The 26,613-nt window shown below is 68.9% G+C and carries 27 protein-coding genes; 23 read left to right on the forward strand and 4 right to left on the reverse strand.

Features of this window, described 5'->3' with window-relative positions:
* Nucleotides 1-30: 30 nt before the first annotated feature.
* The 16 genes from pyrR to WBL06_RS08615 all read left to right on the forward strand — a co-directional run bounded on the left by pyrR (nt 31) and on the right by WBL06_RS08615 (nt 17,843).
* Complete coding sequence (pyrR, locus tag WBL06_RS08540) at nt 31-570, forward strand: bifunctional pyr operon transcriptional regulator/uracil phosphoribosyltransferase PyrR (RefSeq protein ID WP_424455564.1); 540 nt, start codon at nt 31-33, stop codon at nt 568-570.
* Complete coding sequence (locus WBL06_RS08545; protein WP_424455565.1) at nt 567-1,511, forward strand: aspartate carbamoyltransferase catalytic subunit; 945 nt, start codon at nt 567-569, stop codon at nt 1,509-1,511. Before pyrR ends, WBL06_RS08545 begins: the two co-directional genes overlap by 4 nt.
* Nucleotides 1,508-2,803, forward strand: a complete 1,296-nt coding sequence (locus tag WBL06_RS08550; RefSeq protein WP_424455566.1) for a dihydroorotase — start codon at nt 1,508-1,510, stop codon at nt 2,801-2,803. The genes WBL06_RS08545 and WBL06_RS08550 overlap by 4 nt, the downstream gene beginning before the upstream one ends.
* Entirely contained in the window at nt 2,796-3,290 is a 495-nt protein-coding gene (locus WBL06_RS08555; RefSeq protein ID WP_424455567.1) for a hypothetical protein, read from the forward strand. The genes WBL06_RS08550 and WBL06_RS08555 overlap by 8 nt, the downstream gene beginning before the upstream one ends.
* Nucleotides 3,287-4,573 carry a glutamine-hydrolyzing carbamoyl-phosphate synthase small subunit gene (gene carA, locus WBL06_RS08560; RefSeq protein WP_424455568.1) on the forward strand — a complete coding sequence of 429 codons (1,287 nt, stop codon included), beginning with the start codon at nt 3,287-3,289 and terminating at the stop codon, nt 4,571-4,573. The genes WBL06_RS08555 and carA overlap by 4 nt, the downstream gene beginning before the upstream one ends.
* The gene (gene carB, locus WBL06_RS08565; RefSeq protein ID WP_424455569.1) at nt 4,573-7,905 is read left to right on the forward strand and encodes a carbamoyl-phosphate synthase large subunit; all 3,333 of its coding nucleotides are present in this window, start codon (nt 4,573-4,575) and stop codon (nt 7,903-7,905) included. The genes carA and carB overlap by 1 nt, the downstream gene beginning before the upstream one ends.
* Nucleotides 7,902-8,729: an orotidine-5'-phosphate decarboxylase gene (gene pyrF / locus WBL06_RS08570; protein WP_424455570.1), complete on the forward strand. Its 828-nt coding sequence runs from the start codon at nt 7,902-7,904 to the stop codon at nt 8,727-8,729. Before carB ends, pyrF begins: the two co-directional genes overlap by 4 nt.
* The gene (gene gmk / locus WBL06_RS08575) at nt 8,726-9,625 is read left to right on the forward strand and encodes a guanylate kinase (RefSeq protein ID WP_424455571.1); all 900 of its coding nucleotides are present in this window, start codon (nt 8,726-8,728) and stop codon (nt 9,623-9,625) included. Before pyrF ends, gmk begins: the two co-directional genes overlap by 4 nt.
* Nucleotides 9,626-9,659: 34 nt before the next feature.
* A complete protein-coding gene (rpoZ, locus tag WBL06_RS08580; RefSeq protein WP_424455572.1) occupies nt 9,660-9,917 on the forward strand; it encodes a DNA-directed RNA polymerase subunit omega in 258 nt (85 codons plus the stop codon).
* Nucleotides 9,918-9,959: 42 nt separating this feature from the next.
* On the forward strand, nt 9,960-11,180 hold the full coding sequence (coaBC, locus tag WBL06_RS08585; RefSeq protein ID WP_424455573.1) for a bifunctional phosphopantothenoylcysteine decarboxylase/phosphopantothenate--cysteine ligase CoaBC: 1,221 nt from the start codon (nt 9,960-9,962) through the stop codon (nt 11,178-11,180).
* 4 nt (nt 11,181-11,184) lie between these two features.
* A complete protein-coding gene (gene metK, locus WBL06_RS08590; protein ID WP_424455574.1) occupies nt 11,185-12,375 on the forward strand; it encodes a methionine adenosyltransferase in 1,191 nt (396 codons plus the stop codon).
* A gap of 6 nt (nt 12,376-12,381) precedes the next feature.
* On the forward strand, nt 12,382-14,322 hold the full coding sequence (locus WBL06_RS08595) for a primosomal protein N' (RefSeq protein ID WP_424455575.1): 1,941 nt from the start codon (nt 12,382-12,384) through the stop codon (nt 14,320-14,322).
* A 102-nt stretch (nt 14,323-14,424) separates the two neighbouring features.
* Nucleotides 14,425-15,330 carry a methionyl-tRNA formyltransferase gene (gene fmt, locus WBL06_RS08600; protein ID WP_424455576.1) on the forward strand — a complete coding sequence of 302 codons (906 nt, stop codon included), beginning with the start codon at nt 14,425-14,427 and terminating at the stop codon, nt 15,328-15,330.
* Nucleotides 15,327-16,700, forward strand: coding sequence for an RsmB/NOP family class I SAM-dependent RNA methyltransferase (locus tag WBL06_RS08605; RefSeq protein ID WP_424455577.1), 1,374 nt, complete (start codon nt 15,327-15,329; stop codon nt 16,698-16,700). Before fmt ends, WBL06_RS08605 begins: the two co-directional genes overlap by 4 nt.
* Nucleotides 16,697-17,359: a ribulose-phosphate 3-epimerase gene (gene rpe / locus WBL06_RS08610; protein ID WP_424455578.1), complete on the forward strand. Its 663-nt coding sequence runs from the start codon at nt 16,697-16,699 to the stop codon at nt 17,357-17,359. The genes WBL06_RS08605 and rpe overlap by 4 nt, the downstream gene beginning before the upstream one ends.
* Before the next feature lies 1 nt (nt 17,360).
* On the forward strand, nt 17,361-17,843 hold the full coding sequence (locus tag WBL06_RS08615) for an NUDIX hydrolase (RefSeq protein WP_424455579.1): 483 nt from the start codon (nt 17,361-17,363) through the stop codon (nt 17,841-17,843).
* On the opposite strand, the gene WBL06_RS08620 is transcribed toward WBL06_RS08615, so the two are convergent.
* Complete coding sequence (locus WBL06_RS08620; RefSeq protein WP_424455580.1) at nt 17,840-18,280, reverse strand: nuclear transport factor 2 family protein; 441 nt, start codon at nt 18,278-18,280, stop codon at nt 17,840-17,842. The genes WBL06_RS08615 and WBL06_RS08620 overlap by 4 nt on opposite strands.
* 106 nt (nt 18,281-18,386) lie before the next feature.
* Here WBL06_RS08620 and WBL06_RS08625 point away from each other — a divergent pair, with 106 nt between their 5' ends.
* Nucleotides 18,387-18,758: an FKBP-type peptidyl-prolyl cis-trans isomerase gene (locus tag WBL06_RS08625; RefSeq protein WP_424455581.1), complete on the forward strand. Its 372-nt coding sequence runs from the start codon at nt 18,387-18,389 to the stop codon at nt 18,756-18,758.
* On the opposite strand, the gene WBL06_RS08630 is transcribed toward WBL06_RS08625, so the two are convergent.
* The 3 genes from WBL06_RS08630 to mobA are packed head-to-tail and all read right to left on the reverse strand — an operon-like array spanning nt 18,755 to nt 20,732.
* On the reverse strand, nt 18,755-19,879 hold the full coding sequence (locus WBL06_RS08630) for a molybdopterin molybdotransferase MoeA (protein ID WP_424455582.1): 1,125 nt from the start codon (nt 19,877-19,879) through the stop codon (nt 18,755-18,757). The genes WBL06_RS08625 and WBL06_RS08630 overlap by 4 nt on opposite strands.
* Nucleotides 19,876-20,160, reverse strand: a complete 285-nt coding sequence (locus WBL06_RS08635) for a DUF6457 domain-containing protein (protein ID WP_424455583.1) — start codon at nt 20,158-20,160, stop codon at nt 19,876-19,878. Before WBL06_RS08635 ends, WBL06_RS08630 begins: the two co-directional genes overlap by 4 nt.
* Nucleotides 20,157-20,732: a molybdenum cofactor guanylyltransferase gene (gene mobA, locus WBL06_RS08640; RefSeq protein ID WP_424455584.1), complete on the reverse strand. Its 576-nt coding sequence runs from the start codon at nt 20,730-20,732 to the stop codon at nt 20,157-20,159. Before mobA ends, WBL06_RS08635 begins: the two co-directional genes overlap by 4 nt.
* 52 nt (nt 20,733-20,784) lie before the next feature.
* Here mobA and fdhD point away from each other — a divergent pair, with 52 nt between their 5' ends.
* The 6 genes from fdhD to hisI all read left to right on the forward strand — a co-directional run bounded on the left by fdhD (nt 20,785) and on the right by hisI (nt 26,370).
* Entirely contained in the window at nt 20,785-21,678 is an 894-nt protein-coding gene (gene fdhD, locus WBL06_RS08645) for a formate dehydrogenase accessory sulfurtransferase FdhD (protein ID WP_424455585.1), read from the forward strand.
* 71 nt (nt 21,679-21,749) lie between these two features.
* Nucleotides 21,750-24,053 (forward strand): FdhF/YdeP family oxidoreductase, encoded by a 2,304-nt coding sequence (locus WBL06_RS08650; protein WP_424455593.1) that lies wholly within the window; start codon nt 21,750-21,752, stop codon nt 24,051-24,053.
* Nucleotides 24,050-24,313 carry a phosphoribosyl-ATP diphosphatase gene (locus WBL06_RS08655; RefSeq protein WP_424455586.1) on the forward strand — a complete coding sequence of 88 codons (264 nt, stop codon included), beginning with the start codon at nt 24,050-24,052 and terminating at the stop codon, nt 24,311-24,313. The genes WBL06_RS08650 and WBL06_RS08655 overlap by 4 nt, the downstream gene beginning before the upstream one ends.
* A gap of 83 nt (nt 24,314-24,396) precedes the next feature.
* On the forward strand, nt 24,397-25,236 hold the full coding sequence (gene hisG / locus WBL06_RS08660) for an ATP phosphoribosyltransferase (RefSeq protein WP_424455587.1): 840 nt from the start codon (nt 24,397-24,399) through the stop codon (nt 25,234-25,236).
* A 34-nt stretch (nt 25,237-25,270) separates the two neighbouring features.
* On the forward strand, nt 25,271-26,032 hold the full coding sequence (gene hisF / locus WBL06_RS08665) for an imidazole glycerol phosphate synthase subunit HisF (RefSeq protein ID WP_424455588.1): 762 nt from the start codon (nt 25,271-25,273) through the stop codon (nt 26,030-26,032).
* On the forward strand, nt 26,029-26,370 hold the full coding sequence (gene hisI, locus WBL06_RS08670) for a phosphoribosyl-AMP cyclohydrolase (protein WP_424455589.1): 342 nt from the start codon (nt 26,029-26,031) through the stop codon (nt 26,368-26,370). Before hisF ends, hisI begins: the two co-directional genes overlap by 4 nt.
* Nucleotides 26,371-26,613: the final 243 nt, after the last annotated feature.

Genomic DNA, 26,613 nt, shown 5'->3' on the forward strand with positions numbered 1-26,613 from the left:
CCGTCCTGAGAGACGGGGAAGGAGGTCAGGATGACTGCACGCCCCGTGCTGCAGCAGGCTGACATCACGCGGGCGCTCACCCGCATCGCCCACGAGATCCTCGAGTCCAATCACGGTGGATCCGATCTCGTGCTTCTCGGCATCCCGACTCGTGGCGTTCTACTCGCCGAGCGGATCGGCGCCATCCTCGAGGGGCTGGAACCCGGCACGAGCCGAGTCGGCGCGCTCGACGTGACGATGTATCGCGACGACCTGCGGTCGCAGCCGACGCGCAGCCCGCAGCCGACGCGCATCCCGGAAGGCGGCATCGACGGCAAGACGGTCGTGCTCGTCGACGACGTGCTCTACTCGGGTCGCACCATCCGGGCCGCCCTCGACGCGCTCAGTGCTCACGGTCGGCCGCGAGCGGTGCGCCTCGCTGTGCTCGTCGATCGCGGGCACCGTGAACTGCCGATCCGCGCCGACTTCGTGGGTAAGAATCTGCCCACCTCGGTCGCCGAACGCATCAACGTGCGGCTCGTCGAGACCGACGGCGAGGATGTCGTGGAGATCGACGGGGCTGAGTCATGAGGCATCTGCTCAGCACCCGCGACCTCGACCGCGACACCGCGATCGGCATCCTCGACGTCGCAGAAGACATGGCGGATGTCGCCCGCCGCGCGGTGCCGAAGCTGCCGACCCTGCAGGGGCGCACGGTCGCCAACCTGTTCTTCGAGGACTCCACCCGCACCCGGTTGTCGTTCGAGGTTGCGGCGAAGCGCCTCTCGGCCGACGTCATCACGCTGAGCGCCAAGGGCTCGAGCGTGCAGAAGGGCGAGAGCCTCAAAGACACCGCGCAGACCGTCGCGGCGATGGGGATCGACGCGGTCGTGCTGCGGCATCCCGCGTCGGGGGCCGCGCGCACCCTCGCCGACGGCGGCTGGATCGACGCCGCGATCGTCAACGCGGGAGATGGGACGCACGAGCACCCCACGCAGGGGCTGCTGGATGCCTACACGATGCGCAAGCACCGACACGGCGACGCCTCGCGCGGCAAGGATCTCGACGGCCTGCGGGTGACGATCGTCGGCGACATCCTGCACTCCCGGGTGGCGCGTTCGAATCTGTGGCTGTTGACCACCCTCGGCGCCGAGGTGACCCTGGTCGCTCCCGCGACGCTGCTGCCGACCGGTGTCGCAGGTTGGCCCGCGTCGGTCGGCCATGACCTCGACGACGAGCTCGCGCAGAACCCGGATGTCGTGATGATGCTGCGCATCCAGAGCGAACGGATGAATGCGGCCTTCTTTCCCAACGAGCGCGAGTACGCCAGGGAGTGGGGCCTTGACGACGCCAGGTTCGCCCGGCTGAGCGCCGATACGATGGTCATGCACCCCGGACCGATGATGCGCGGGCTCGAAATCTCTGCAGGCGCTGCCGATTCGGCCCGCTCGCTCGTGCTCGACCAAGTCACCAACGGGGTCTCGATACGAATGGCGGTTCTGTACCTCGTGCTCGCTGGCGGTGCCGCATGACGCTCCTCATCAAGGGTGCGACCCTTCCCGACGGAACTCGTCGCGACCTGGCGATTCACGACGGTGTTTTCGCGGAGGCCGCGGCGAAGTGCGCCACCGTCATCGACGCCGACGGGTTGCAGGCACTTCCCGGTCTCGTCGACCTGCACACCCACCTGCGCGAGCCGGGCTTCGAACAGAGCGAGACAGTGCTCACCGGATCGCGCGCGGCCGCCGCCGGCGGGTTCACCGCCGTATTCGCGATGGCGAACACCAGCCCCGTCGCCGATACCGCGGGCGTCGTCGAGCAGGTCGCTTCGTTGGGTGACCAGCACGGCTACGTCACCGTGCGCCCCATCGGTGCGGTGACGATCGGGCTTGCGGGGGAGCGCCTCGCCGAGATCGGCGCGATGGCTCGCTCGCGCGCCGCCGTGCGGGTGTTCAGCGACGACGGCAAGTGCGTGCACGACGCCCTGCTGATGCGCCGCGCGCTCGAGTACGTCGCGACCTTTGACGGCGTCGTCGCCCAGCACGCGCAGGAGCCGCGCCTCACCGAAGGCGCCCAGATGAACGAAGGCGCGCTGGCATCCGAACTCGGTCTCGCCGGATGGCCCGCGGTCGCGGAAGAGGCGATCATCGCCCGTGACGTACTGCTCGCCGAAGCCGCCAGCGCCCGCCTGCACGTCTGCCACGTTTCGACGGCAGGCAGTGTCGAGGTCGTGCGCTGGGCGAAGGCCCGCGGCATCGCCGTCACCGTCGAGGTGACTCCCCACCACCTGCTGCTCACCGAAGACCTCGCGAGCAGCTACGACGCCAGGTACAAGGTCAACCCGCCGTTGCGGCGCAGCGAGGATGTCGACGCCCTACGCGCCGCGTTGGCCGACGGCACGATCGACATCGTCGCGACAGATCACGCGCCGCATCCGGTCGAGACGAAGGAGGCGGCCTGGGCCGAAGCCTCGTTCGGCATGGTCGGGCTCGAGAGCGCGCTCAGCGTCGTGCAGACCGCGATGGTCGACACCGGGCTGCTCGACTGGGCGGGCGTCGCGCGGGTGCTGTCGAGCGCGCCTGCGGCGATCGGGCGGCTCGGCGGCTACGACGCGGCGTTCCAGGTGGGATCACCCGCGCACGTGACCCTCATCGACCCGACGGCGCGCCGCACCTTCGACGTCGCGCACCTGAAGGGTCGCAGCGTCAACTCGCCCTACCTGGGGATCGAACTACCGGGTCGCGTCGTCGCCACCATCCACGGAGGCGTGCCGACCGTGCTCGGCGGCGAACTCCGCTCCGCTGAGGAGGTGGCCGGTGGATAAGGTCATCCCCGCTCTCGTCATAGCGGCGATCGTGCTCCTGGTCTTCGTGGGCCTCGCGGTCGGCTGGCGCGCGCGCCAGCGGCGGCAAGCCGCGTTGCCCGCCCTCGAAACCCCGCCCGGCGTCCTCGGCACCGCGCTGGCCGTCGACGACGGCTTCTACGTCGCGACGACCCGAGCGGACGCACCGACCGATCGCATCGCCGTCCGCGGCCTCGGATTCCGCGCTCGCGCGGGCATCGCGGTGCATCCCGAGGGCGTGCTGCTCAGCATCGCGGGGCAGCCGGATGCTTTCATCCCCGCCTCGGGGATCGTGGGTGTCGGCCGAGCCAGCTGGACGATCGACCGCGTCGTCGGCACCGACGGGCTCGTCTTCATCCGCTGGAACCTCGGCGGTGCCGAGGTCGACACCAACCTGCGCGTCGCCGAGCCGGAAGCTCTCGTCGCCGCCCTTCAGACCATCGCCCCCGCTTCGAAGGAGGCCGCATGACATCCACCGCAGTTCAGAAAGCAGAGCACGCTGTGCTCGTGCTGGAGGACGGCACCCGCTACGAGGGCCGCGCCTATGGCGCCCGCGGCCGCACCCTCGGCGAAGCGGTCTTCGCGACCGGCATGACCGGCTACCAGGAGACGCTCACCGACCCGTCGTACGCGGGGCAGATCGTCGTACAGACGGCGCCGCACATCGGCAACACCGGCATGAACGACGAAGACCCCGAGTCGCGGCGCATCTGGGTCGCCGGCTACGTCGTGCGCGACCCCTCGCGCGTGGTGAGCAACTTCCGCGGCATCCGGTCGCTCGACGACGAACTCACCGACACCGGAATCGTGGGCATCTCGGGCATCGACACCCGGGCGATCACCCGGCGATTGCGCGACTCAGGTGCGATGCGTGCCGGCGTCTTCTCCGGGCCGGATGCCAACCTCAGCGCCGATGAGCAGCTTGCGATCGTGCGGGCGGCGCCGTCGATGACGGGGCTGAACCTCTCCGCGGAGGTGTCGGTCACCGAAGCCGTCGTCACGCCCGCGCGCGATTCCAATGCGGCTGGCGCCGTGGAGAAGATCGGCAACCTCGCCATCCTCGACCTCGGCATCAAGCAGTCGACCGTCGACAACCTCGCCGCCCGCGGGTTCGAGGTGCACGTGCTTCCGCAGAACGTGACTCTCGAAGAGGTGCTCGCGATCGATCCTGTCGCGGCGTTCTACAGCAACGGCCCCGGCGACCCGGAGGCCTCCGACGCCCACGTCGCCCTGCTCCGCGAGCTGCTCGACCGCGAACTGCCGTTCTTCGGCATCTGTTTCGGCAACCAGCTGCTCGGGCGGGCCCTCGGCTTCGGCACCTACAAGTTGCCGTTCGGTCACCGCGGCATCAACCAGCCGGTGCTCGACAAGACCACCGGCAAGGTCGAGATCACGGCGCACAACCACGGTTTCGCGGTCGACGCCCCGCTCGACGGGCCGGTCGACTCGCCGAACGGCTACGGCCGCGTCGAGGTGAGTCACGTCGGCCTCAACGACCAGGTCGTGGAGGGGCTGCGGGCGCTCGACATCCCCGCGTTCTCGGTGCAGTACCACCCCGAAGCGGCCGCCGGACCCCACGATGCTAACTACCTCTTCGACAGATTCCGCGACATGGTTCTCGATTCTCGCCGGTCGAGTAGCGAGCGCAGCGAGCGTGTCGAGACCACACCAACGAGCAACCCGGGGGCGGGTCTCGACACGCGCCCTCCGGGCGCTACTCGACCGACGAGTCCGGAAGAGGACACGAAGTAATGCCCAAGCGGGAAGACATCCACTCGGTTCTCGTCATCGGGTCGGGGCCGATCGTCATCGGCCAGGCCGCCGAGTTCGACTACTCGGGCACGCAGGCGTGCCGCGTGCTGCGCGAGGAGGGCATCCGGGTCATCCTGGTGAACCCGAACCCGGCGACGATCATGACCGACCCCGACTTCGCGGATGCCACGTACATTGAGCCGATCACCTCCGAGGCACTCGAGGCGATCATCAAGCAGGAGAAGCCGGATGCCATCCTGCCGACCCTGGGCGGCCAGACGGCGCTCAACGCGGCGATCGCGCTCGACGAGGAAGGCATCCTCGCGAAGTACGGCGTCGAGCTGATCGGCGCCAAGGTCGAGGCCATCAAGAAGGGCGAAGACCGCCAGCTCTTCAAGGAACTCGTGCTCGAGTCGGGCGCCGACGTGGCGCGCAGCCACATCGTGCACACCGTCGGGGAAGCCGTGGATGCTGCCGAGGATCTCGGCTACCCGCTGGTGGTGCGGCCGTCGTTCACGATGGGCGGGCTCGGCTCGGGTTTCGCTTACACGCGGGATGATCTCATCCGCATGGTCGGCGACGGCCTGCACCAGTCGCCGACCACCGAGGTGCTGCTCGAGGAGTCGATCACCGGCTGGAAGGAGTACGAGCTCGAGCTGATGCGCGACACAAGCGACAACACCGTCGTCGTGTGCTCGATCGAGAACGTCGACCCGGTCGGCGTGCACACCGGCGACTCGATCACCGTCGCACCGGCTCTGACGCTCACCGACCGCGAATACCAGAACCTGCGCAACATCGGCATCGACATCATCCGCCGAGTGGGCGTCGACACCGGGGGCTGCAACATCCAGTTCGCGGTCGAGCCGAACACCGGGCGCGTCATCGTCATCGAGATGAACCCGCGCGTCTCGCGGTCGTCGGCCCTGGCGTCGAAGGCGACGGGCTTCCCGATCGCGAAGATCGCCGCGAAGCTCGCGATCGGGTATCGGCTCGACGAGATCCCCAACGACATCACCAAGGTGACCCCGGCATCCTTCGAGCCGACCCTCGACTACGTCGTGGTCAAGGTGCCGCGGTTCGCGTTTGAGAAATTCCCGTCGGCGGATGCCACCCTCACCACGACGATGAAGAGCGTCGGCGAGGCGATGGCGATCGGGCGCAACTACACGACGGCGCTGCAGAAGGCGCTGCGGAGCCTCGAGAAGCGGGGGAGCAGCTTCCACTGGGGACCCGAGCCGCGCACGAAGGCCGAGTTGCTCGAGGTGTCGCGCATTCCCACCGATGGGCGCATCGTCACGCTGCAGCAGGCGTTGCGCAAGGGCGCGACGATCGAGGAGGCCTTCGAGGCGACCAAGATCGACCCGTGGTTCCTCGACCAGATCGTGCTCATCAACGAGGTCGCCGATGAGATCGCCGGGTCGCTGCGCTTCGATGCCGCGCTCATCCGATTGGCGAAGGATCACGGCTTCTCCGACATCCAGATCGCGCAGTTGCGCGAGCTCACTGAGGCGGAAGTGCGCAACGCGCGCTGGCAGTTCGGCGTGCGGCCAGTGTTCAAGACCGTCGACACCTGTGCGGGCGAGTTTCCCGCCCTCACGCCGTACCACTACTCGTCGTACGACCTCGAGACCGAAGTGGCGCCGTCGGATGCGCGCAAGGTCGTCATCCTCGGCTCCGGACCGAACCGCATCGGGCAGGGCGTCGAGTTCGACTACTCGTGCGTGCACGCCTCGTTCGCCCTCTCGGCTGCCGGGTTCGAGACGATCATGATCAACTGCAACCCCGAGACCGTCTCGACCGACTACGACACCTCCGACCGGCTGTACTTCGAGCCGCTCACGCTCGAAGACGTGCTCGAGGTCATCCACGCGGAATCCCAGTCGGGCGAGCTCGTCGGCGTCATCGTGCAGCTCGGCGGCCAGACGGCGCTCGGTCTCGCGAAGGGTCTCGAGGCGGCCGGAGTGCCGATTCTCGGCACGTCGCCGTCGGCCATCGACCTCGCCGAGGAGCGCGGGCTGTTCTCGGGCATCCTCGACGCTGCCGGTCTGCTGTCGCCGAAGAACGGCACCGCGACGGATGCTCCCTCCGCGGTGGTCGTCGCCGAAGGCATCGGCTACCCGGTGCTCGTGCGCCCGTCGTTCGTGCTCGGTGGTCGCGGCATGGAGATCGTCTACGACACCCCGAGCCTCGAGGACTACTTCGACCGGGTGCGCGAGCAGGCGATCATCGGCCCCGGCTCGCCGCTGCTCGTCGACCGGTTCCTCGACGACGCCCTCGAGATCGACATCGACGCCATCTACGACGGCACCGAGCTGTACGTCGGCGGCATCATGGAGCACATCGAGGAAGCCGGCATCCACTCCGGCGACTCCGCGTGCACCCTCCCGCCGGTGACGCTCGGCCGCGATGTGCAGACCCGGGTCGTCGAAGCGACCCGCAAGATCGCCGAAGGCATCGGCGTGCGCGGGCTGCTCAACGTACAGTTCGCGATCGGGGCGGGCGTGCTCTACGTGCTCGAAGCCAACCCGCGGGCCTCGCGCACGGTGCCGTTCGTCTCGAAGGCGCTCGGCATCCCACTTGCGAAGGCAGCGTCGCTCGTGATGGTGGGTAAGAGCATCCGCGACCTCGTCGCCGATGGGCTCCTGCCTGCGGAAGACGGAGAGTACGTGCCGCTCGACGCGCCCGTCTCGGTGAAGGAGGCGGTGCTGCCGTTCAAGCGGTTCCGCACGAGCGAGGGGCACGTCGTCGACTCGGTGCTCGGGCCCGAGATGCGCTCCACCGGCGAGGTGATGGGAATCGACGCCGACTTCCCGCGGGCGTTCGCGAAGAGCCAGGATGCCGCCTACGGCGGGTTGCCGTCTTCAGGAACCGTGTTCGTCTCGGTCGCCGACCGCGACAAACGGGCGATCGTGCTGCCGATCCTGCGGCTCACCCAGCTCGGCTTCGACATCGTCGCGACCTCCGGAACGGCCGAAGTGCTCGCCCGCAACGGCATCCCGGCCACGACGGTGCGCAAGTTCTTCATGGGGCAGGACACGGATGCCGACGACCCGTCGATCGTCGAACTCATCAATGCGGGCAGAATCGATGTCGTGATCAACACGCCCTCGGGACGGTCGGCTCGCGCCGACGGGTTCGAGATCCGCACGGCGACGGTCGCCGCCGACAAGCCGCTGTTCACCACGATCGCCCAGCTCGGAGCTGCTGTCGCCTCGTTCGAGGTGGCCCGGGGTGCGATGCGCGTGCGGTCGCTTCAGGACTACGCGAAGGATCGCGCCGCGAGCCTCGCCGCACGGGAGCGGGTCGACCTGGAACCCGTCGCTCGATGACCTTCGCCACCCGACTGTTGGAGACTCTCGCCGAGTCGGGGCAGCTCTGCGTCGGTATCGACCCACACGCCGCGCTGCTGGCGACCTGGGGTCTGCCTGACTCCGCGGCTGGGGTTCGCGATTTCGGCCTGAGAACGGTGGATGCCGTGGCCGGCCGGGCGGGGCTCGTGAAGCCACAGGTCGCATTCTTTGAGCGGCATGGGTCGGCCGGCTACGCGGCGCTCGAAGACGTTCTCGCGGCGGCCCGCGCTGCGGGACTGTTCGTGATCGCCGATGCCAAGCGCGGCGACATCGGTTCGACCGTCGACGCCTACGGCGAGGCCTGGTTGTCGCCGGGGTCGCCGCTCGAATCCGACGCGATGACCGCGTACGCCTACCAGGGGCTCGGTTCGTTGAGCGGTGTGCTCGCGCTGGCGGAGCGGCACGGCAAGGGTGTCATCGTCGTCACGGCGACCTCGAATCCCGAAGCCGCGGCGACGCAGACCGCGGTGCGTGCCGACGGTCGCACTGTCGCCGCGGGAATCGTCGACGAGGTCGCTGCGCTGCCCGGCACCGGCGGGCTGGTGCTCGGGGCGACGATCCGGCTCGCCGATTTCGGGATCGCGCCGGACTCGCTCGCCGGCATCCCGATTCTCGCCCCGGGCTTCGGGGCGCAGGGCGCCCGCCTTGGCGATCTCGTGACGTTGTTCGGGGCTGCCACACCCCAGGTTGCCGCCCACGTGTCGCGCGAGATTCTGAGGGCGGGCCCCGACGGGATCGCCGCCGCGATCGACCGCGCTCAGGCCGAACTGCGGGCCCTGCCCGCGGTGAGCGGGGCGGCATGAAGCCCCCGGAGGTCGACCGCGCGGCCGGATCCCGGGCCGCCGTCGCCGCTCGCCGGGCACGCGCCGAGGTGAAGCGTCAGGTCGCGTCACGCGAACGTACCGCGCTCGACGTCGCGCACAGCGCGTGGGCCGGCGACCCGCTCGCCCCCGAGGCGACGTTGCGGGTGAGCGAACTACTGAAGAGCATCCCGACGCTCGGCCCGACTCGCACCGAGCGGATCATGGCCGAACTCGGCATCGCCGCGTCGAAGCGTGTCGGAGGGCTCGGGTCGCGGCAGCGCGTCCGGCTGCGCGAGTACCTGCTGGGCCGCGAGGGGACGGCCCGGCGCCCCCGCAGTCGCCTCGTCGTGCTGGCCGGGCCGACGGCGGTGGGTAAAGGCACGGTGTCGCGTCACATCCGCGAGACCTACCCCGATGTTCTGCTCAGCGTCTCGGCGACGACTCGTCCACCGCGGCCGGGAGAGATCGACGGCGAGCACTACTACTTCGTCAGTGACGCCGAGTTCGACGCGATGATCGAACGCGGCGAGTTTCTCGAATACGCGACGGTGCACAACGCCTCCCGCTACGGCACCCCGCGACCGCCGATCGACCGCGCCCTCGCCGAGGGCAAGAGCGTGCTGCTCGAAATCGATCTGCAGGGCGCGCGGGCCGTGAAAGCGGCGATGCCGGAGGCGCTTCTGGTGTTTCTGTTGCCGCCGACGTGGGAGGAACTGGTGCGGCGGCTGCTCGACCGCGGCACCGAAAGCGCCGAGGAACAACAGCGCCGACTCGACACCGCGAAGGTCGAGTTGGCGGCCCAAGACGAGTTCGATGTGAAAGTCGTGAACGAAGAGGTCGGCCAAGCGGCGCGCGAGGTCGTAGAATTGTTGGATGTGCCTGCATCCAGGCACTGAGCCTTAGCCGGCACCGTGACTTAGGGAGAACCCCATGGCCGACCGCAACAGCGGCATCATCGACCCGCCGATCGACGAACTGCTCTCGAAGGTCGACTCCAAGTACCAGCTCGTGATCTTCGCCAGCAAGCGCGCGCGTCAGATCAACGACTACTACGCCGACCTGCACGAGGGTTCGCTCTTCGACAACGTCGGCCCGCTCGTCGACTCGACGATCGACGACAAGCCGCTGTCGGTCGCCCTGCACGAGATCAACGAGGACAAGCTGGTCCTCAAGCACATCGCCGAGTAAGCGCCTCCGCGCTCCGCGTATGCGTGTACTGAGCGTGTCGAAGTGAACGTCGTCGTCGGCATCACCGGCGGCATCGCGGCCTACAAGGCCGTCGGCGTCGTGCGTGCCCTCGTGCTCGCGGGCCACGACGTGCACGTCGTCGCCACCGAGAACGCGCTCAGATTCGTCGGCCGACCGACTTTCGAGGCGATCAGCCGCAACCTCGTGCACAGCGACCTCTACGAGGGTGTCGCCGAAGTGCGTCACGTCGCAATCGGGCAGGCCGCCGACCTCATCATCGTCGCGCCGGCGACCGCGAACACGATCGCGAAGATCGCCGCGGGGTCGGCCGATGACCTTCTCGGCAACACGATCCTCGCCAGCACAGCACCCCTCGTGATCGCTCCGGCGATGCACACCGAGATGTGGCAGAACCCCGCGACGGTTGCGAACATCGCGACCTTGCGCGAGCGCGGCATCCACATCGTCGGCCCCGCATCGGGTCAGCTCACCGGCACCGACAGCGGGGTGGGCCGCATGGTCGAGCCCGACGAGATCGTCGCCGCGGCCCTTGCGGTCGTCGGCCCGCGAGACCTGGCCGGCCGTCGCATCCTCGTCACCGCGGGCGGCACGCGGGAGCCTTTGGACCCGGTGCGATTCATCGGGAACCGGTCGAGCGGGCGCCAAGGTGTCGCAATCGCGCGAGCAGCCGCCGACCGTGGTGCCGACGTCGTGCTTGTCGTCGCGAATATCGACGACGGTGTTCTGGACGAGCGGCTCGGGGGGCTCACCCTGCGGCATGTCTCGACGACGGCCGAACTGCGCGTGGCGGCGCTGGAGGAGGCGCAGGCGGCGGATGTCGTGGTGATGGCCGCGGCGGTCGCCGACTACCGCCCCGAAACGGTTGCGGAAGGCAAGATCAAGAAGGAGACGCAGGGCGACATGCTCGACCTGCGGCTGGTGCGCAACCCTGACATCCTGCGCGAGATCGTCGACGCGCGACGCGAAGGTCAGTCGATCATCGGATTCGCCGCGGAGACCGAGGCCGATCCGGATGCCTTCCTCGAGCTGGGGCGGGCCAAGGCGGCTCGCAAGGGGGTCGACCTGCTCGTCCTCAACAGGGTCGGTTGGACTGAAGGGTTCGGCACGGCGACCAACGACGTCGTCGTCGTGACGGGCGGCGGCGATAGAGTGGCCGAGGCGTCGGGCTCCAAGTCCGAAGTCGCCCACCGCATCCTGGATGCTGCGTTGTTGAAGAACGCCGCCCCCGCACCTTCGGAGTAGCCGCTTGAGTCTTCGCCTGTTCACCTCTGAGTCGGTCACCGAGGGGCACCCCGACAAGATCTGCGACCAGGTCAGCGACTCGATTCTCGACGCGATGCTCGCCGTCGATCCGGCGGCACGCGTCGCTGTCGAGACCCTCGTCACGACCGGGCTCGTGCACGTCGCCGGCGAGGTGACGACGTCGAGCTACGTCGACATCCCGACCATCGTGCGCAAGACGATCACCGACATCGGCTACACCGGGTCAGACGTCTGGTTCGACGGCCGCTCGTGCGGCGTGTCGATCTCGATCGGCGGACAGTCGCCCGACATCGCGCAGGGCGTCGACCATGCGTTCGAGGCCCGCGAAGGCACGAGCGTCGACGACCTCGACCGTCAGGGCGCCGGCGACCAGGGCATCATGTTCGGGTACGCCACCAACGAGACGCCCGTGCTGATGCCGCTGCCGATCTGGCTCGCGCATCGTATGTCGGAGCGGCTTGCGTTCGTGCGACACGAGGGCATCGTCGACTTCCTGCGGCCCGACGGCAAGACGCAGGTGACGATCGGTTACGACGGCACGACTCCCGCCACGGTTGAGACGGTCGTCGTGTCGACGCAACACTCGCCGAGCGTCGACACGGCTACCCTGCGAGCCGAGGTCGAGCGACTCGTGATCCGTCCGGTTCTCGACCTCGTCGATCTGCCGTCGGCCGACGCCCGGGTGCTCATCAACCCCACCGGTCGGTTCGAGATCGGCGGCCCGCACGGCGACGCCGGCCTCACCGGCCGCAAGATCATCGTCGACACCTACGGCGGAGCCGCGCGACACGGTGGCGGAGCGTTCTCGGGTAAAGACCCCTCGAAGGTCGACCGGTCGGCCGCGTACGCGCTGCGGTGGGTCGCCAAGAACGCGGTCGCCGCCGGTCTCGCCGACCGCCTCGAAGTGCAGGTCGCCTATGCGATCGGCACCGCCTCACCGGTCGGGCTCTACGTCGAGTCCTTCGGCAGCGGTCATGTGAGCGACGAGAAGATCATCGCCGCGATCCGCGAGGTGTTCGACCTGCGTCCGGCGGCGATCATCCGCGATCTCAAGCTGCTGCGGCCGATCTACGCGGCCACCGCGTCGTACGGGCACTTCGGGCGCGAACTGCCCGAGTTCACCTGGGAGGCCACCGACCGAGTCGACGACCTCCGCGCCGCCGCCGGGTTGTAGCCCTAGATGGCGGGCGTCGCGAGGGTTCTCGTCGATGCAGCCCTGCCGCAACTCGATCGGCTGCTCGACTACCGCATTCCGGATTCGCTCGAGGGAGTCGAGCCCGGCATCCGGGTTTCGGTGCCGTTGCGGAGCGCGAAACGGATGGCGACGGCCTTCGTCATCGAGACGGCGGCGGATGCCGACTTCCCCGGCCCGCTGAGCGAGGTCTCGGCCGTCGTGTCGACGATTCCGGTGTTGCGACCGGAGGTGTGGCGGCTGGCCCGCGCTGTAGCCGATCGGGCGGCGGGGTCGGCGAACGACGTGCTGCGGCTCGCCGTGCCGCCTCGGCAGGTGCGGGTCGAGAAGGCGTGGCTGGCGCGGGTGCCGAGTGAGCGGTCGACGGTCGTCGCGCCGAGTCTCGACGGGTACGCCGGGCTGGCCGAGGCCCTCGATGCCGGGGAGAGGGTCGCCCTGCGGGTTCAGCCTGGGGTGACCGAGTCTGCCGGGGTGGCGGTGTCGCGTTGGGCGCTCGTGCTGGCGCAAGCCGCCGCCCACACGCTGGCGGCGGGGCGTTCCAGCATCCTCGTGGCTCCGGATCATCGCGACCAAGACCAGCTCGAACGCGCGCTGACCGGTTTGGTGCCTGCAGACGCACTGTTGCGCTGGGACTCTCGGCAGCCGAACGCCGACCGCTACCGAGCGCTGCTCGTCGCCGGCGACCGGCCCTCGGTGATCGTCGGCAACCGCTCCGCGGTCTACGCGCCGGCCGAGAGCCTCGGGCTTCTCGCGATCTGGAACGACGGCGACCCGCTCCTCGGTGAGCCGCTTACGCCGTACGTTCACGCGCGCGACGCGGCTCTGGTGCGCCACGAACAGCAGGGCGGAGCCCTCGTGCTCGCCGGTCACACCCGCAGCACCGAGACGCAGCGGCTTGTCGAGATCGGCTGGTTGCGGGAACTCGGGCCCGCGAAGCGCATCCGGCTGCGCATCATCCCGACCGCCGACGGCCCCGGCGACGAGGCGATCATGGCGCAGGCCCGCATCCCGTCGGTGGCGTGGCGCGAGGCTCGGGCCGGGCTCGACCGTGGGCCCGTGCTCGTCCAGGTCGCGCGGCCCGGGTACGCGCCAGGCTTGCGGTGCGCCGAGTGTGGCGAGGCGGCGCGATGCCGTCGGTGCTCGGGGCCGCTGCGGCAGCGCTCGGCGGGAGCGGTGCCCACCTGCACCTGGTGCGGTACGCCGGATCGCAGCTGGTCATGCCCGAACTGCCAATCGCGAAACTTCCGCACCTCAGGGGCGGGGAGCGCGCGCACCGCCGACGAACTAGGTCGTGCCTTCCCGGGCACGCGGGTCATCGTCTCCGACGGTGAGCGACCGATTCTCGAGGTGGACGACCGGCCGGCCCTCGTCATCGCGACCCGCGGCGCCGAGCCCTTCGCCCCGCACGGCTATCGCGCGGTGCTGTTGCTCGACGGCGAACGGATGCTGGCTCGCGAGAGCCTGCGCGTCGCCGAAGACTGCCTGCGCTGGTGGTCGGATGCCGCCGCCCTCGCCGCCGACGATGCGGGAGTCGTGCTCGTCGGGGTCGGCGGAGCGCTGGGCCACGCACTCGCCGGGTGGGACCAGCCCGACTTCGCCCGCACCGAGTACGCGGGGCGCCGCGAACTACGGTTCCCGCCGGCGGTGCGGATGGCGACCCTGCAGGGCAACCCCGATGCCGTCGAGGAGGCGCTCGCGCAACTGCCCGCGTCCGCGGAGGTGCTCGGCACGACCCTGGCAGCAGGGCGTGCCCGGGCGATTCTGCGGTTCGACTACCGCGACGGCACCGAGATCGCCGAGTCGGTGCACGCCGAGGTCATCCGTCAAGCGACGCGTCGTCGTAAGCCAATCCCTGGCACGCCGCCGCGCGGGCGTCAGCCCCTGCCGCTCCGTGCGCGATTCGACGATCCGGAGCCGTTCGAGGAGTAGCACCCCTCTTCACCGGTCGAGTAGCCCGCACCCCCCTCGCTGGTCGAGTAGCCCGCGCAGCGGGCGTGTCGAGACCACTCGACGGCAGTGTTGAATGAACAGATGCCCCTAAGGATCGTGTTCGCGGGAAGCCCCGCTGCCGCGGTCCCCAGTCTCCAGGCTCTCGCGGCGACCGAGCACGAGATCGTCGCCGTCGTCACCCGTGAAGACGCCCCCCTCGGCCGCAAGCGCGTGCTCACCCCAACGCCGGTCGCCGACGCCGCCGAAACGCTCGGCATCCCGGTGCTGAAGGCGAACCGCATCGCGCCCCTGGAGGCCCGCATCGCGACGCTACGGCCCGACCTCGGCGTCATCGTCGCGTATGGCGGGCTCATCCGTGAGCCGCTGCTGTCGACGCCGCGGCTGGGCTGGATCAACCTGCACTTCTCTCTGCTGCCGCGCTGGCGGGGCGCAGCACCCGTGCAGCGGGCGCTCATCGCGGGCGACGAGCAGACCGGCGCTACGGTGTTCCAGCTGGTCGCCGAGCTGGATGCCGGGCCGGTGTTCGCGACCCTGGAGTATCCGATCGGGCGCAACCAGACGGCGGGTCACCTGCTCGAGGTGCTCGCCGAGCGCGGAGCCGGACTGTTGGCGTCGGTCGTCGACGACCTCGACGCCGGAACGGCGCAGGCGGCCACGCAGGTCGGCGACGTGACGCTCGCCCCGAAACTCGACCTGGAGGATGGCCGCCTCGACTGGTCGCGACCCGCCGCCGAACTGGATGCCCGCATCCGCGGCACCACGCCCGAGCCGGGGGCATTCGCCTTGCTCGATGGCGGCGAGCGGCTGAAGGTGCTGGATGCTGCCATCGCTCACGGCGACCCGACGCTGGCGGCGGGCGAGTTCGATCTGCGGGCCGGGCGACTGCTCGTCGGCAGCGGCACCGACCCGTTGCATCTCGTGACCGTGCAACCGGCGGGCAAGCGTGCGATGGCCGCCGCCGACTGGTGGCGAGGTCGCATCCGATGAGCACCAAGCACGGCGCCAGCACGACGGGTCGAGCCGCTCCCGCTCGCAAGGTCGCTGCTGAGGTTCTTGCGGCGGCGCGCGACGACGATGCATACGCCAACCTGCTGCTACCCGCCCGGATCGCGCAGGCGAAGCTCAGCCCAGGGGATGCCGCACTGGCGACCGAGCTCACCTACGGCACGCTGCGGATGCAGGGGCGCTACGACCGCATCATCCGGCTCGCTGCCAATCGCGAGACCTCGGCAATCGACCCGGTGGTGCTCGACGTGCTGCGACTCGGCGTGCATCAGTTGGTCGCAACCCGCATCCCGCCGCACGCGGCTGTCGGCGACACCGTCGCCCTCGCGCCGCGCCGAGCGACCGGGTTCGTCAACGGCGTGCTCCGCACGGTCGCCCGGTCGACGCCCGAGGAGTGGGATGCGCGGGTGACCGGGGAGTTGACGGGCGACGCCCGGCTGGCGGCTGAGTACTCGCATCCCGAGTGGGTCATCGATGCGCTTCGTCGGTCGCTCGACGCTGACGGGCGCGTTGACGAGCTCGAGGAACTGCTCGCCGCCGACAACGTGGCCCCAGCTGTGTCGCTCGTCGCGCTGCCCGGACTCGTGTCGGTCGCTGAGGTGGGGGAGCCGGGCGGCATCTCGCCCACGGGAATTCAGGCGGTCGGCGGGGATCCTGCGTCGGTTCCTGCGGTCGCGGCTGGCACGGCTCGTGTGCAAGACGAGGGCTCACAACTCGCGGCGCTCATCCTCAGCCGGGCACGCGCGATCGTGCCGGGGGAACGGTGGCTCGACATGTGCGCCGGACCCGGTGGCAAGGCGGCGCTTCTCGCGGCCGAGGCCCTGATCGGCGGCGCCGAACTCGTGGCGAATGAGCTGGTTCCGGTGCGCGCCAAGCTGGTGCGCCGCGCCCTCGCGGTGTTCAACCCCGCTCCTCGTGTCGTCGAGGGCGACGCGACGCGGTTCGCGACGAGTGATCCCGGCGGATTCGACCGCATCCTGCTCGACGCGCCGTGCACCGGCCTCGGAGCCCTGCGCCGGCGCCCCGAAGCGCGGTGGCGCAAGCAGCCCGCCGACATCCCAGGTCTCGTCGCGCTCCAGACAAGGCTGCTGGATGCCGCTGTCGCAGCTCTCGCCCCCGGCGGCCTGCTCGCCTATGTGACCTGCTCGCCGCATCCCGACGAGACGCGGGCGGCCGTCGCCCGCGTGCTCAAGCGACACTCGGAGCTCAGTGCCGTCGACACTCGGGCCGTTGCCGCCGATATCGCGACGAGCGAGCTCGGGCCCGGCGTCGGACCCGCGGTGCAACTCTGGCCGCACCGCCACGGCACCGACGCGATGTTCGTGCAGCTGCTCTCTAAGGTGGACGCGTGACAGCGCGCATTCAGCCCAGCATCCTCGCCGCGGACTTCGTGAACCTCGAAGCCGAGGTCGCCCGCATTGCGACCGCGGATGCCGTGCACGTCGACGTGATGGACAACCACTTCGTGCCCAACCTCACATTCGGGCCGCAGATGGTGGGCCGGCTGCAGGCGGTCGCTCCGATTCCGCTCGACGTGCATCTGATGATCTCGGATGTCGACCGCTGGGCTCCGGGCTACGCGGAGCTAGGCGCGTTCTCGGTGACGTTTCATGCAGAAGCGACCTCCGAACCGGTCACGCTTGCTCGTCGACTTCGCGAGATCGGCTCGCGCGCGGGGATCGCCGTCAAGCCGGGCACGTCGCTCGAGCCGTACTTGGAGCTGCTGCCCGAGTTCGACCAGATTCTCGTCATGACCGTGGAACCCGGGTTCGGCGGTCAGAGCTTCATGGCCGACATGATGCCCAAGGTCGCCGCCGCGCGTGCCGCCATCGACGCCGCGGGGATCGACGTGTGGCTTCAGGTCGATGGTGGGATCGCGCTCGACACGATCGGCCAGGCGTCCGAGGCAGGGGCCGACACGTTCGTCGCCGGCTCGGCCGTGTACGGCGCGGCGGATGTCGAGGCCGCGATCACCGACCTGCGTGCGGCAGCAGGAGCCCACGCCCACTGACATGACCGGAACCCGCATCGTGCGTCGGGTCGCGCGGGTGCTCCTGCTCGATCCCGACGACGCGTTGTTGCTCATCCGAGGACATGACCCCGCCAGTCCCGACGCGGGGGATTGGTGGTTCACGCCCGGCGGCGGCATCGAAGGGACCGAGTCGTACCTCGACGCTGCGCGACGGGAAGTTCTCGAGGAGACGGGGACTTCGCTCGCCGATCTGCGGGCGCTTCGCGGCGAACGTCGGGCTGAGTTCGACTTCGACGGGAGCCACTACGTGCAGCGCGAGCGCTACTTCACCGCACGTCTCGACCGGTTCGTCCCGGTTTCGACAGGATGGACGGATCTCGAGCGCCGCTCCACGCTCGAGATGCGATGGTGGTCGGCTTCCGAGTTTGCCGGCAGCGGTGTGGTCTCGTTTCCCAACGATCTGGCGGCGCGCTGGGAGTCCGCCGTTCGGGTTCTCGCGGCTGCGTCGGGCCCAAACCGCTAGGTGGTGCGCTGCGCGTGGACTTCCGCCGCGCGCTTTCCCAACTTCCAGTGATCGCCCCGTCTGACGTACAGGTCGTTGTATGACCCCGCGAGGGACATCCACGAGAGATCGAGCAGCTCCACCTGCGACTGGACGTCAAACCGAGCTTGGGCGCTCAGCCCATCGGCACTCAACACAATCGAGGGATTGGATGTCCAATGGAATGCTCGCAAGCTCGTTTCCCACTGGTGCAGGATGGCGTCGCGGATCTGCTCGAGCCCGCTGAACGCCAGATCGTCGCGCACCTGCCACACGCCATCCTCCGACCACACCGACAGGAACAGGTCGAGGTCGCGGTGATCAGCCCCGCGACAGTAGTCGGCGGACAGCCGGGGGATCTCGCTCGCCGCCTCGAGTCGTTCGACGCGGCGAGCGAGGGCTGCAGTCGGATCGGTCATCCGGTGATCGTACCCACCACAACTCGCGGTGGCGCCCGAGGCGTTGTCTCGGCATCGACCCGTTAGCGTGGACTGGCCAACACGAACCAAGAACTAAGGATGAAACGTGGCGACTGACAAGACCAAGCCTGAGATTGACTTCATCGAAGGCCCCGCCCCGACCGAACTCGTGAGCACTGATATCGAAGTGGGTGACGGCGCGGAAGCGACGCCGGGCGCACGCGTTACGGTGCACTACGTGGGCGTCGACTTCGAAACCGGCGAAGAGTTCGACTCGTCGTGGAACCGCGGTGAGTCGATCGAGTTCCCGCTCAACGGGCTTGTGCGCGGCTGGCAGGAAGGCATCCCGGGCATGAAGGTCGGCGGACGCCGCCAGCTCGTCTGCCCGCCGGAGTGGGCGTACGGCCCCGCGGGTGGCGGTCACCGCCTCTCGGGTCGCACCCTCGTGTTCGTGATCGACTTGCTCGGCGTCGCTTAAGCGGCGCTCCAGGGCAGAGGCAGCACTTCGGCGTCGCCGACCGGCGGTACCACCAGCACGCCGGTCGCTGCGGCGAGTCCGCGCATCATGGCGGCACCCGTCCACTCAACCTCATCGAGCCCAGCACGCACGGGCACGAGGCGGGTGGCTTCGGGATGCCGCTTCACCGATTCCGGAACCGGCACCGTCACGAGCGGGGCGATCACGCGTCCGGTGAACCCGGCGATCAGCACGTCGCCGAGGGAGAGCAGGCCGAGCATCGCGGCGAGGGGGTTGCCAGCCAGCCCGAGAACCAGCGTCCCCCCAGGAAGCTGCGCGAGCAGCGTCGGGCCGCCGGGGCGTGACGCCAGACCGGGCACCAGGTACTCGGCACCGAGGTCGTCGAGGGCGCGCCGTACGTGGTCGGCGTGCGAGCCGCCGGTTCCGCCGGTCGTCACCACGAGGTCGGTGTCGGCATCCCGCAGGGCCGCGACGGTCGCATCGCGATCGTCGCCGATCCGCAGACTGCGGGTGGGGGAGGCGCCGAGCATCCCCAGGATTGCCGGGATCGTCGCGCCGAAGCTGTCGCGCACCATTCCAGGTGCAGGAACTCCCGAGAGCACGACCTCGTCGCCGGTGAACACCGTGGTCACGGTCGGGCGAGTCGCGACCTCGACGCGGTCGGCGGTCGCGGCGGCGGCGAGCGCGAGGTGTGCGGGGGAGAGGCGGGCGCCTACGGCCACGAGGAGCTCGCCGCTGCGGGCTTCTTCGGCGGGCGGTCGGAGGTGGTCGCGGGTGTCGGGGCGATCGAGCACGAGCGTGTGACCGTCGACGTGGGCGTACTCGCTGCGGATGACGGCATCCGCCCCGGTCGGCACCAGACCGCCGGTCACGATCGGCGTCGCTTCACCCGGGAGCAATGTGCCGCCGTCGACGAGCTGCCAGGGCGCCGAACCCGCGACCGCCCAGCCGTCCATCGCTGCGGAGGCGTAGTGCGGGATGTCGATGCCAGCGGTCACGTCGCGCCGCAGCACGCGGCCGACCGCGGCGTCGAGGCTGACCTCCTCGGTGCCCAGCAGCGCAGCGGCTCGAGCCGCGACGAGGCGAGCCTCCGACCAGGGGAGACGACCCGGATGACTCACGAGCGGCGCGCGGCCAGGTCTTTGGCGATGCGAGTCGCGGCGGCGGCGGCAGCGGCGGCGTCCTCGCCGAGCGCGGCTGCCCGACCTGCGGCGAACCCCACGAGGTAGGTCGTCAGGGGCGCGGCGGGGCGCACGACGGAGTGTGCGACGACGCCGGCGAGGCCGAGCACCGAACGGATGTCGACATCCGCTTCGATACCGAGGGCGGCGCGCACCTCGTTCGACCAGTCCGCGAGGATGCCGTCGGTTTCGTCGGGAGTGGGTGGGTCTGACTCCGTCATGTGCTGCTCCTGTCGGTGGGGCGGAAGGCGCCGAAACGCGTGGCGTCATCCCAGGTGTCGATGTCGTCGGTGGAACCGTCGGGAACCACCACCTCGACAAGATCGAGGGTACCGAGCAGTGCGCGCATCGAGGCATTGACCGCCGTCGGTAGCTGATCGAGCGCCGCTGCGAGAGCTGCAGCACGCACGACGATCGCGAGCTGTTGCCTGCGACCCCGGTCGACCGCGATCACACCATCGCCCGAGAACGCGTCGAGCATGACGGGAAGCGCCGCGTTCACGTCGGGCATGTCGCAGGCGATGACGAGCACAGCGTCGGCGTCACCCGGCAGGGAGTTTAGCCCCGCCGCAATCGCAGCGACCGGACCGGCGAACGCGGGGTCCTCTCGAACGGCCGGCACGTCATCCACACCCTCGTCTCCGACGATGACGACGCGACGTGCCCCCGAGCTTCGTACGGCGTCGACCGAACGGCGCAGGAGCGTCTCACCAGCGATCTGCAACTTCTGCTTATCGGAATCACCAAGCCGTGACGAGCGACCCCCTGCGAGAATGAGGGAGTCGACGATCATGCCGAACACTCTAAGTCTCGGCTGCGCATCACTATCGTGATAGGTATTGGACATGGGAAGAATCACCGCAAGGACGCGGGTCACCCGGATCACCCTGGGCGAGAGCTCCGCTGAGACCACCGTCTCGCGCCGCGAAGACGTGCTCGCCGTCGAAGAGCCGCTCGAGATCCGGGTCGGGGGCACGTCGCTCAGCATCACGATGCGTACGCCCGGTCACGACTTCGACCTCGCGGCCGGATTTCTGATCTCCGAGGGTGTCGTCGCCCACACCGGCGAGATCGCCGCCATCCGCTACTGCGCCGGCGTGAATGACGTCCCTTCGACAGGCTCAGGACGGCGCGGCGAGAACACTTTCAACGTGCTCGACGTCACGCTCGCGAAGGGCGTCGCCGCACCCGACCCGAGCCTCGAGCGCAACTTCTATATGACGTCGTCGTGCGGGCTGTGCGGCAAGGCGAGCATCGACGCCGTGCGCACCGCATCCCATCACGCCAACCCGCACGACCCGCTCGTGATCGACGCGAGCGTGCTGGCATCCTTCCCCGACCGGCTGCGGGCCGGGCAAGAGGTGTTCGACAAGACCGGCGGCCTGCACGCCGCCGCGCTCTTCGACGGCCGCACCGGCGAGATGCTCGTGCTGCGCGAAGACGTGGGCCGGCACAACGCCGTCGACAAGGTGATCGGCTGGGCGCACGGCGAAGGGCTGTTGCCGCTCACCGGAATGGTGCTGCAGGTGTCGGGGCGCGCGAGCTTCGAACTGACGCAGAAGGCGTCGATGGCGGGCATCCCGATTCTCGCGGCGGTATCGGCACCGTCGTCGCTCGCGATCGACCTCGCCGAAGAATCCGGGATGACGGTGGTCGGCTTCATGCGCGGACGATCGATGGTGGTCTACGCCGGCGAACAACGTGTTGCGGTGCCGGCACTCGCAGAGGTTGCCCAGTGACTAAGGAACCGGACGGTATCGCCCCCGTGCGACGCGGCGCCGAGCCCGTCGAGCCCGAGCCGTTCGCCGACATCTATCCCGACATCCACATCGGTCACAACGAGCCGTGGGCGGTCGGGGTTCCGGCGATCCTCAACTCGATGGAGCCGGCGCTCACGGAGATGGGCGTCGCGCGCACGGCGAAGCTGTCGCTCGCGATCAACCAGAAAGACGGCTTCGACTGCATGAGCTGCGCGTGGCCCGACCCGGGTCACCGCAACACGCTCGAGTTCTGCGAGAACGGCATGAAGGCCGTCACGTGGGAGGCGACGCCGATCACCGTGCCACGGTCGTTCTGGGCCGAGAACTCGCTCACCAGCCTGCTCGACCGCGACGAGTACTGGCTCGGGCAGCAGGGCCGGCTCACCGAGCCGGTGTACAAGCCGGCGGGTTCCGACCACTACGAGCCCGTCACGTGGCAGCGGGCGTTCGAGATCGTCGCTCAGCGGCTCAACGCTCTGTCTTCGCCCGACGAAGCAGCGTTCTACACCTCCGGTCGCACGGCCAACGAGACGGCATTCCTGTACCAACTCTTCGTGCGGGCGTTCGGCACCAACAACCTGCCCGACTGCTCGAACATGTGCCACGAATCCACCGGAACGGCGATGGGTGAGACGCTCGGCATCGGCAAGTCGACGATCGCGTACGACGACTTCGAACAGGCCGACCTGGTCATCGTCATGGGGCAGAACCCGGGCACCAATCATCCGCGCATGCTCGCCGCCCTCGAAGACTGCAAGCGCGCGGGCGGCCGCATCATCGCCGTGAACCCGCTGCCCGAAGCCGGTCTCATCCGCTACAAGAACCCGCAGAAGGTGCGCGGCATCCTCGGCAAGGGCACCGCGATCGCCGACCTGTTCCTGCAGATCCGCTCGGGCGGTGACATGGCGTTGCTCCAGGCGACCTCGAAGCGCGTGCTCGACGCCGAAGCGGCGGCGCCGGGCACGGTGCTCGACCACGAGTTCCTCACCGCCCACACGTCGGGGCTGGATGAGTTCACCGCCCACATCGCGGGTCTCGACGAGGCCGCCGTTCTCGAAGCCACGGGGCTCACGCCGCTGGAAATCGAGGCGTTCGCGCAGGAGTACCTGAAGGCCGACAAGGTCATCATCACCTGGGCCATGGGCCTCACGCAGCAGAAGAAGGCCGTCGCGACGATCAAAGAGATCGTGAACCTGCTGCTGCTGCGCGGCAACATCGGCAAGCCCGGCGCCGGCGCGTCGCCGATCCGCGGGCACTCGAACGTGCAGGGCGACCGCACGATGGGCATCTGGGAGAAGATGCCCGACCGCTTCATGGATGCCATGGATGCCGAGTTCGGTTTCTCGGTTTCGCGGCGGCACGGCTACGACGCGTTGCAGACGGTCGAGGGGCTGCAACGGGGAGATGTGAAGGTGTTCGTCGCGATGGGCGGCAACTTCGTCGGCGCGATCTCCGACACCGCTGCCGCCGAAGCCGCGATGCGCGGCGCTTCGCTCACGGTGCAAGTGTCGACGAAGCTCAACCGATCACACGTTGTCACGGGTGACGAGGCGCTCATCCTCCCGACCCTCGGGCGTACCGAGATCGACCTGCAGGAGACCGGGCCGCAGTTCGTCTCGGTCGAAGACAGCGTCTGCGCGGTACATGCCTCGCACGGGGCGGTGAAACCCGTCGGCAAGAACCTGCTCTCGGAGGTGGCGATCGTCGCGCGGATGGCGAAGGCGACACTCGGTGATCGCCACGGCATCGAATGGGATGGCTTCGAGCGCGACTACGACACCATCCGCGAGCGCATCGCCCGCGTCGTGCCGGGGTTCGCCGACTACAACACCGTGATTCGCAAGAAGGGCGGATTCATCCTGCCGAACGGCCCGCGCGACGAACGGCGGTTCGACACGAAGACCGGCAAGGCGATGATCACCGTCAACGAACTCGAGCACCTCGAGCGCCCGGTCGGCCGCTTGATTCTGCAGACCCTGCGCTCGCACGACCAGTTCAACACCACGATCTACTCGCTCAACGACCGGTACCGGGGCATCAAGAAGGGGCGCGACGTGATCTTCGTCAACCCCGACGACCTGTTCGAGCTGGGGCTCGCGGATGGTCAGCGCGTCGACATCTACTCCGAGTGGAAAGACGAACCCGATCGCGTGCTGCGCAACTACCGGATCGTCTCCTACCCGACGGCGAAGGGGTGCGCGGCGGCGTACTACCCGGAGGCGAACGTTCTCGTGCCGCTGTCGAGCGCCTCCGAAGAGAGCAACACGCCCGTGTCGAAGGCCGTCATCGTGCGACTCGAGCCCATCGCCGACGGCGGACGACGCGACACGAGCCCGCTACCCTGGGGGCTGTGAAAACCTTCGACGGACTGTTCGAGGAGCTCTCCCGCACCGCCGTCGAGCGGCCTGAGGGTTCCGGTACCGTCGCGTACCTCGACGCCGGCGTGCACGAAATCGGCAAGAAGATCGTCGAAGAGGCGGCCGAGGTGTGGATGTCGGCCGAGTACGAGAGCGACGACCGCACGGCCGAAGAGATCTCGCAACTGCTCTACCACCTCCAGGTGTTGATGCTCGCGAAGAACCTCACCCTCGAGGATGTCGGGCGACATCTGTAGGAACTCGGTGGTCGAGTAGCCGCGAAGCGGCGTGTCGAGACCCCTTCTGCAGAACATCCCGCCGACCTGAAAGACTTCACCCAATGCTTCGAATCGCCGTGCCCAACAAGGGCACCCTCTCTGAGACCGCCGTGGACATGCTCCGCGAGGCGGGCTACGCGGTGCGGCGCGACCCCAAAGAGCTCATCGTTCCCGACCCGCGCAACGACGTCGAGTTCTTCTACCTGCGCCCGCGCGACATCGCGACCTACGTCGGATCGGGCGCCCTCGATGTCGGCGTCACGGGCCGCGACCTGCTACTCGACTCTCACTCGACGGCCGTCGAGATCGACGCGTTCGACTTCGGCGTCTCCACGTTCCGCTTCGCCGGACCGGTGGGGGAGTTCTCGAAGCTCGCCGACCTCGCAGGCACCCGGGTCGCGACCAGCTATTCCGGTCTCGTCGAAGACTTCCTCGAAGCCCAGGGGGTGCGCGCCACAGTCGTGCACCTCGACGGTGCGGTCGAGTCGGCCGTGCGGCTCGGAGTAGCGGATGCCGTCGCCGACGTCGTCGAGACGGGGTCGACCCTGCGCAAGCAGGGACTGGAGATCTTCGGCCCGGTGATCCTCGAGTCGACCGCCGTGCTGATCGCGAGCCGCGATGACGTCGAAGGCCTCGAGACCTTCCGGCACCGACTGCAGGGCGTCATGGTCGCCAGGCGGTTCGTGCTGATGGACTACGACCTGCCCGCCGACCTCATCGAGCAGGCATCGAGGATCACTCCCGGATTCGAGTCGCCCACCGTGTCGCCGTTGCGCGACTCGGGCTGGGTCGCCGTGCGGGTCATGGTGCCGCGCGACGACACCAACGACGTGATGGATTCGCTCTATGCCCTCGGGGCGCGCGCCATTCTCGTGTCGTCGATCCACGCCGCACGCATCTGATGTCTGTCGTACTCTGCTTGTCAGGACCCGCCTCGTGACCGTGGCGGTGCGCGTCATCCCGTGCCTTGACGTCACCGAGGGGCGCGTGGTGAAGGGCGTCAACTTCGAGAACCTGCGCGACATGGGCGACCCCGTCGAGCTCGCTCGTGCGTACTACGAGCAGGGCGCCGACGAGATCACGTTCCTCGACGTGACCGCCACGGTGGATGCCCGCGCCACGATGTACGCGACCGTGACGGCGACCGCGGAGCAGGTGTTCATCCCGCTCACGGTCGGTGGTGGTGTGCGCAGCCCCGAGGATGTCGCTCGCCTGTTGGCAAGTGGAGCCGACAAGGTGGGCGTGAACAGCGCGGCGATCGCGCGACCGGAACTCGTCGGCGAGATCGCCGACCGGTTCGGCGCGCAGGTACTCGTGCTCTCGCTCGACGTCAAACGCAGTCGGCGCACGCCGAGCGGGTTCGTGGTGACGACCCATGGCGGCCGCACCGAGACCGACATCGACGCCCTCGCCTGGGCGCGCGAGGTGACTGAGCGGGGTGCCGGCGAACTGCTCGTCAACTCGATCGACGCCGACGGCACCAAGCAGGGGTTCGACCTGGAGCTCGTGGGCCTGATGCGGGAACTCAGCACCGTTCCGGTGATCGCGAGCGGGGGAGCCGGCTCTGTTGCCGACTTCGCCCCCGCGGTAGCGGCCGGTGCGGATGCCGTGCTGGCGGCATCCGTCTTCCACAGCGGTGAACTCACCGTCGGCGACGTGAAAAACGCCCTGCGGGCGGAAGGGATCGCGGTTCGATGACCGACGACGTACTGGCTCGCGTGAAGTTCGATGACAAGGGGCTGCTGCCGGCGATCATCCAGGAGGAGTCGACGAAGCAGGTGCTCATGCTCGGCTACATGGATGCCGAGGCGCTGCGCCGCACCCTGACCTCGGGTCGGGTCACCTTCTGGTCGCGCAGCCGCCAGGAGTATTGGCGCAAGGGCGATACGAGCGGCAACGTGCAACACGTGCGCGGCGCGGCCCTCGACTGCGACGGCGACACCCTGCTCGTGACGGTGCACCAGGTCGGCCCCGCCTGCCACACGGGCGCGCACGCCTGCTTCGATGTCGATCCCCTCGATCCCGTCGTCGGCTGAGCCTCCGCCCTCTCGGTGGTCGAGTAGCCGCCGGAGGCGGCGTGGCTCTCGGTGGTCGAGTAGCCGCCGGAGGCGGCATGTCGAGACCCTGTGCACAAGAGTTGCGTATCGAACACACATTCGATAGTATGGTCTTGCTCGTGCCGAGCATCTCGTTCTGAATGACGAACTACGAACCTGGGAGATCGGCGTGAGCCTGCCTGCCGTGCCTGAGATCGAGGTCTTCGACCTCTCCGGGCTGGC

It is taken from the genome of Pseudolysinimonas sp., from assembly GCF_049651805.1.
GTDB lineage: Bacteria > Actinomycetota > Actinomycetes > Actinomycetales > Microbacteriaceae > Pseudolysinimonas_A.

What these genes read in the sequence shown, in the direction of transcription:
- WBL06_RS08620 (WP_424455580.1), bottom strand. Translation starts at nt 18,280, where the DNA reads ATGACCGATCCGACTGCAGCCCTCGCTCGCCGCGTCGAACGACTCGAG.
- carA (WP_424455568.1), top strand. Translation starts at nt 3,287, where the DNA reads ATGACATCCACCGCAGTTCAGAAAGCAGAGCACGCTGTGCTCGTGCTG.
- pyrF (WP_424455570.1), top strand. Translation starts at nt 7,902, where the DNA reads ATGACCTTCGCCACCCGACTGTTGGAGACTCTCGCCGAGTCGGGGCAG.
- gmk (WP_424455571.1), top strand. Translation starts at nt 8,726, where the DNA reads ATGAAGCCCCCGGAGGTCGACCGCGCGGCCGGATCCCGGGCCGCCGTC.
- carB (WP_424455569.1), top strand. Translation starts at nt 4,573, where the DNA reads ATGCCCAAGCGGGAAGACATCCACTCGGTTCTCGTCATCGGGTCGGGG.
- fmt (WP_424455576.1), top strand. Translation starts at nt 14,425, where the DNA reads ATGCCCCTAAGGATCGTGTTCGCGGGAAGCCCCGCTGCCGCGGTCCCC.
- WBL06_RS08595 (WP_424455575.1), top strand. Translation starts at nt 12,382, where the DNA reads ATGGCGGGCGTCGCGAGGGTTCTCGTCGATGCAGCCCTGCCGCAACTC.
- fdhD (WP_424455585.1), top strand. Translation starts at nt 20,785, where the DNA reads ATGGGAAGAATCACCGCAAGGACGCGGGTCACCCGGATCACCCTGGGC.
- hisI (WP_424455589.1), top strand. Translation starts at nt 26,029, where the DNA reads ATGACCGACGACGTACTGGCTCGCGTGAAGTTCGATGACAAGGGGCTG.
- hisG (WP_424455587.1), top strand. Translation starts at nt 24,397, where the DNA reads ATGCTTCGAATCGCCGTGCCCAACAAGGGCACCCTCTCTGAGACCGCC.
- pyrR (WP_424455564.1), top strand. Translation starts at nt 31, where the DNA reads ATGACTGCACGCCCCGTGCTGCAGCAGGCTGACATCACGCGGGCGCTC.
- WBL06_RS08635 (WP_424455583.1), bottom strand. Translation starts at nt 20,160, where the DNA reads ATGACGGAGTCAGACCCACCCACTCCCGACGAAACCGACGGCATCCTC.
- rpoZ (WP_424455572.1), top strand. Translation starts at nt 9,660, where the DNA reads ATGGCCGACCGCAACAGCGGCATCATCGACCCGCCGATCGACGAACTG.
- WBL06_RS08605 (WP_424455577.1), top strand. Translation starts at nt 15,327, where the DNA reads ATGAGCACCAAGCACGGCGCCAGCACGACGGGTCGAGCCGCTCCCGCT.
- WBL06_RS08550 (WP_424455566.1), top strand. Translation starts at nt 1,508, where the DNA reads ATGACGCTCCTCATCAAGGGTGCGACCCTTCCCGACGGAACTCGTCGC.
- mobA (WP_424455584.1), bottom strand. Translation starts at nt 20,732, where the DNA reads ATGATCGTCGACTCCCTCATTCTCGCAGGGGGTCGCTCGTCACGGCTT.
- WBL06_RS08545 (WP_424455565.1), top strand. Translation starts at nt 567, where the DNA reads ATGAGGCATCTGCTCAGCACCCGCGACCTCGACCGCGACACCGCGATC.
- WBL06_RS08615 (WP_424455579.1), top strand. Translation starts at nt 17,361, where the DNA reads ATGACCGGAACCCGCATCGTGCGTCGGGTCGCGCGGGTGCTCCTGCTC.